The sequence below is a fragment of the Thermogutta sp. genome (genome assembly GCF_039793925.1).
GTDB lineage: Bacteria > Planctomycetota > Planctomycetia > Pirellulales > Thermoguttaceae > Thermogutta.
In genome coordinates this window covers 1-3,688 of sequence record NZ_JBAMME010000284.1, presented here as the reverse complement: position 1 = coordinate 3,688, position 3,688 = coordinate 1, and the positions used below count along the sequence as shown (strand labels likewise).

Sequence of the window (3,688 nt, the reverse complement as noted above, 5' to 3'; positions counted from 1 at the left end):
CCCAGCCGGAGGACATTTTTGTTGAGTCTGCCGACAGTATCTGGTTCACGGCCCCAGGAGCGAATCGGATTGGCAATCTCAAACCCTCTATCTGGTCGTCGCCAGAGGCCTTTGCGTGGGTCTATACTGGGGGAGGCAGTCAGCCCTGGGCAATCAAAACAGACGGACAAGTTGCCTGGTTTACCGAACCGAGCGGGAACCGGATCGGGCAGTACTTCTACACCACCATTACCCAGTTACACTGGTATACTCTTACGGTCTCCGCCAGCGGTCCGCATGATCTGGTTCTGGGGCAGGGAAGGGTGTGGTTCACCGAATTGCAGGGGAATCGCGTCGGTTGGCTAATTCCGAACCCCCGCCAGATTCGGGAATTTGGTCTTCCTGATGGCAGTGCACCGAAGGGGTTGGGCATAGATAGCAACAATTGCGTGTGGATCGCCGAAAGTGGGCGAAGCCGGATCGCCGCCTGGTGCCCGCCGTACTTTCGCTATCTATATTTACCCATTGTGATGAGGAACGTTCAATGAGACCACGGAGGTTAATCCGGCATACCCGTTCCTGGATAGCCACGATTGGAGGGGCGAGTGTCGCATTGATGGCATTGGCCCTTCTGGGAATCGCACCGTCGGCCGAAGAGGCCTACGCGGTCCCATTTGGCGGGACCCCAAAGACGAGCGTTTTCCAGGAAACAGTCTCTTCGGTTACCCACACTCTATTCTTACCCGTGGTGGCACGCGAGTACGAGCCGCTGGTCCCGACGGTTTTCGGCATCCAGACCTATGGCGGTCTCCATCTTCCCACTGCGGGCCTGACCCTGGCGCAGCAGGCGCGCGCCTACTGGATTCGTTCCGACATCTGGTGGGCCGGAGTTGAGCCTACCGATCGCCTTCCTAAGGACTATCAATTCGCATTTTACGACGCCTCGTTTCTCAGTGCGACCCGGGCTGGTTTCCAGTTAGTTGTAACCATCTGGGGGAATCCCTCCTGGGCTGCCACGTATGTCAATGGACCTATTGATAAAGTGGATATTGGAGAGTTCGTGGAGTTTGTGGGCACGGTGGTGGAGCGGTACGACGGCGATGGTTGGGAAGATGCCCCTGGCTCGCCCGTGATAGATTACTGGGAGTTCTATAATGAGCCTGATAACGGTAGCCGACTGGCGGCGGAACGCGGCGGTGCTTATTGGGGCCATTTCGGGGCAGATTATGCTCGGATGCTGTGTACGGTTTACCCTGTCATTAAGGATGCCAACCCCCGCGCCCAGGTGGCCCTGGGGGGCCTGGCCTACGACTGGTTTGAGGACCAGAACGGGCCCTTTGTCCGCAAGTTCCTGGACGATGTATTGGCCGCTGGTGGAGGGAATTGCTTTGACGTGATGAATTTTCACTACTATCCTGCCTTTGAGTCCACCTGGTCGCCCTATGGTCCCGGATTGAGCGGGAAGGCGAATTACCTGCGTAATAAACTGGCCCAGTATGGCATTGTCAACAAGCCGATGATTTGCACGGAGACCGGCTGGTTCAGCCACCATACGAATATACCCAGTACACCAGAAATTCAATCCCGGTATGTGATCAAACTGTTTGCCCAATCTATTGCCTCTGACCTGGGGCTTTCTATCTGGTTCAGTTGGATTGACCCCGGGCCGTTTTACGGCGATTTTGGCCTTCTTACCCAGGACTTGCAACCCAAGTCTGCTTTCTACGCCTACCGGATCGCTGCAAAGGTACTGGGCCGAGCATCCTTCCGGCGTGCCCTTTCTTCCAGCGAACTGGGGAGCCCGGCCCTGGAAGGTTATCTCCTGGCTACTCCTGATGGCCGAGATCTGTATGTCCTCTGGTCCAATGATGAGGTAACCCGGACCGTGACTCTCCCCATCCTCACGGCCCACATCACCGACATGTACGGGAATCTTGCCGCCACAGTGATAGATAGAGATGACGGCTGGGTAGATGGACGCATCCGGCTATCTGTGGGGCCGAATCCTGTTTATGTGGAGGCGATGCCTTGAGCAGGAATTTTGGCCCCCTTGCTCTGAGGTGGACTCCGGTTTTCATCAGCAGTGGCCTGGGGGTGGTCATTGCCTTGATAGTCTTGTTGCTTTCTTATCCCTCCAGTGAGCCGGTTCGGGCGATCTTTACTGCTGAGAGCGTTACCTCCACCCTTTACCTTCCATGGGTCACAAAAGGATACGTCCCTCCCTCGGGCCGCCTGTGCCGCTTCGGCGTGGGGGCGGATACTGGTATTGCCTCCTATGCGGTGAACAGCCTGCGGATTGGATGGTATATAGACTGGACGGCTACCCGCTCTCCAGCCCGCCCCGGAGGAATTACCTATATGCCGATCATCCGCCTTCAGCAAACTGGAACTGACTCTTACACCTATTTCCCCAGCGGAAGTACGCTCTCGGCGACGGTCACGGCCAATCCTGGTGCCCTCTGGCTTATAGGTAATGAGCCCGACCGGCGACGTTGGCAGGATAGTCTGGAGCCTCATATCTATGCTCAGGCCTATCACGAGCTCTATCATTTACTGAAAAGTTTGGATTCCACCGCTCAGGTTGCGGCAGGTGGGATTGTTCAGCCCACTCCTCTGCGGTTGCAATATCTGGATATGGTGCTGGAGGAGTATAGGAAACGTTACGGGGAGCCGATGCCAGTGGATATTTGGAACATCCATGCCTTTATCCTGCGGGAGCGCAGTTGCGACTATTACCCGGACGATTGCTGGGGAGCCGAGATTCCGCCGGGCATAGATGCTCCGGAGGGAATGTTGTACGACATACAGGACAACGACAACATAGAAATTTTCAGGCAGCATATTGAGCGCTTTCGGCAATGGATGGCAGATCGGGGGTATCAAAATTGCCCTTTGATCGTCACTGAGTTTGGGGTTCAAATGCCGTACGATTTCGGTTTCCCGCCAGAGCGGGTCAATGTCTATATGAATGCCACCTTTGACTATCTGATGACAGCCACCAGCCCTCTGGGGTATCCGGCTGACGAATACCGGCTGGTCCAGCGGTGGGCCTGGTATAGCCTGGCAGATAATCACTATAATGGATGGCTTTTTGATCCGGAGACCAAGGCACGAACGGTATTTGGGGATAATTTTGCAACCTATACTTCAAGAATTGCTCCTACGGTAAACCTGGCTCCGGTGCGAATCTGGACGGAACCGATAGCGCCCTTTTCATCTGAAGAGGCGATCTCCTTGACATTGTATGTGGAGATTGTCAATAACGGTAATATCGCTACAGTAAATCCTGTACTGGTGCGCTTCTATGAAGGCTTACCCGATGATGGTGTTCAGATTGGCTCTGATCAATTTGCATCCCCTCTGGATGGGTGCGCTTCCAAGGCCAGAATAGCCGTTCATTGGGCGAACGTCACGCCAGGAGTTCATCCGATATCTGTTATAGTAGATCCTCAAGATAGTGTGGCTGAGAGTGACGAGTCCGATAATATATTGCGAGGAGACATCCTTGTAGCGACCTCTCGCTTGTGGCTTCCTGCTGTCTATCAGATGGGTCCGTAGGGCCGGTACACACTGCCCGGTTGTTGTGAGTTCAAGGGGTGTAGGTCTGAACCTCTGTTTTTCCTCAATTTCATCGGCAGGTTGCACGCCTATTCTCCTTGCCATCTCCCCGATGTGTGGTATTATCCAATCCGATGGAGGAAATGCCTAA

General features: G+C 54.7%; 3 protein-coding genes. All 3 read left to right on the top strand.

Translation table 11 applies throughout. From position 1 onward, the window contains the following. A partial coding sequence (locus ABJK56_RS14580; protein WP_347245397.1) for a hypothetical protein occupies positions 1-527 on the top strand: 527 nt, incomplete at its 5' end. Further along, positions 524-2,011 carry a hypothetical protein gene (locus ABJK56_RS14575; RefSeq protein WP_347245396.1) on the top strand — a complete coding sequence of 496 codons (1,488 nt, stop codon included), beginning with the start codon at positions 524-526 and terminating at the stop codon, positions 2,009-2,011. The genes ABJK56_RS14580 and ABJK56_RS14575, both read left to right, overlap by 4 nt. After that, positions 2,008-3,537 carry a CARDB domain-containing protein gene (locus ABJK56_RS14570; protein ID WP_347245395.1) on the top strand — a complete coding sequence of 510 codons (1,530 nt, stop codon included), beginning with the start codon at positions 2,008-2,010 and terminating at the stop codon, positions 3,535-3,537. Before ABJK56_RS14575 ends, ABJK56_RS14570 begins: the two co-directional genes overlap by 4 nt. Positions 3,538-3,688: the final 151 nt, after the last annotated feature.